The 1,246-nt window shown below is 66.9% G+C and carries 2 protein-coding genes; one reads left to right on the forward strand and one right to left on the reverse strand.

The annotated features are described in order from the left end of the window. The first annotated feature begins 271 nt into the window (after positions 1-271). Positions 272-763 carry a hypothetical protein gene (locus ACFWI9_RS34440; RefSeq protein WP_387169271.1) on the forward strand — a complete coding sequence of 164 codons (492 nt, stop codon included), beginning with the start codon at positions 272-274 and terminating at the stop codon, positions 761-763. Here the strand turns inward: ACFWI9_RS34440 and ACFWI9_RS34445 are convergent. Then, the coding region (locus ACFWI9_RS34445; RefSeq protein WP_387169274.1) for a serine hydrolase domain-containing protein at positions 702-1,246 on the reverse strand (545 nt) is incomplete at its 5' end. The genes ACFWI9_RS34440 and ACFWI9_RS34445 overlap by 62 nt on opposite strands.

Below are 1,246 nucleotides of genomic sequence, written 5' to 3' on the forward strand. Positions count from 1 at the left end.
GACCACCCGCCTTGCGTATGAATCGAGCCATCCCCGTGAACAGCGGGTTAGCCGTTATGAGGCGGCACGGACATTTCGTGCGAATGAACTGGGCGTCTCGTGTCTGGGTCCGATTGGTTATCCGGGGGTCAATTGGTACGGGGGCCTACGGCGAGCTGGACGCGAACCGTCTTTCCGATGTCTCCCCGCAGAAACCAATCGAGGGATGCGGAGACCGATACGTCGATCGTCAACGCGGAGTCCTCTTCTTCGTCGACGTACCGTCACGCGCATGGTGTCTCTGTTCACGTTCTTCGGTCCGCCTGTGGTCACGGTCTTCCTCGTGGCCTTCGGGGCAGTGCCGTACGGGTTGTGGGTAGCCAGGAAGAAGCCCTCGCGGGCGGCCCGTTGGGCGGTGATCGGGGTCGTGGCCGCGATCGCCGCCTACGGGGCCGGGACCGTCTACGGGCTCGCCTACACGAATCCGTTGGACCTGTGTGCGGACAAGACGCCGGACGGCGTGCGCTGGCAATCACCAGGGGACTCCCGGTTGACCTCCGTGCACGTGGGCAGCTTTCCGCTGTCCGTCAAATGCCGGTGGAGCAGCGGGTACAACACCGAGGTGGTGTGGTTCTGGGCCTCGCCGCTGCTGTACGCGGGGCTGACCTGTTCCCTCGTCTGCTGTGTGCTGCTCCTTCGTGGCCGCTGTCCGCGCGGAGCCGTCACGTCCCGCAGAACTCCCCCACCACCACCGCCCCCGCGTCCCCCGACCAGTCCCCGTTGAAGTTGAAGGCCAGCGCGTGCCGGCCGTCCGGCGTCGCCACCACCGCGGACTGCGAGCCGTGGATACCGCCGTCGTGGCCCCAGATGTGGACGCCGCAGGGCAGGGTGATGTCGGAGATGCCGAGGCCGTAGCGCGTGGTCGGGCTGGCGCCGGCCGGCACCGTCGTCTTCATCTCCTTGAGCTGCTTCGGCGGGAGGAGTTTTCCGCCCAGCAGCGCGCTGTAGAAGCGGTCCAGGTCGGCGGAGTCGGAGATCATCTCGCCCGCCGAGGAGGCGATGGACGGGTTCAGCTTCGAGACGTCGTACGTCGGGCCCGTCGTCGTCTCCGCGAGCTTGCTGTAGGCGTGGCTGCTCGGGCCCGGGAGCGTCGCCTTCGTGCCGGGGAGTGAAGTCGCCTTCAGGTGGAGGGGGTTGATGATGCGGTGGCGGATCTCCGTCGCGTACGAGTGGCCGGTGACCTTCTGGATGACCATGCCGGCCAGGA

It is taken from the genome of Streptomyces sp. NPDC127084, from assembly GCF_042724175.1.
GTDB lineage: Bacteria > Actinomycetota > Actinomycetes > Streptomycetales > Streptomycetaceae > Streptomyces.

Excerpts from the sequence above, each read along its gene's own strand:
- ACFWI9_RS34440 (WP_387169271.1), top strand. The coding sequence starts at position 272 with ATGGTGTCTCTGTTCACGTTCTTCGGTCCGCCTGTGGTCACGGTCTTC.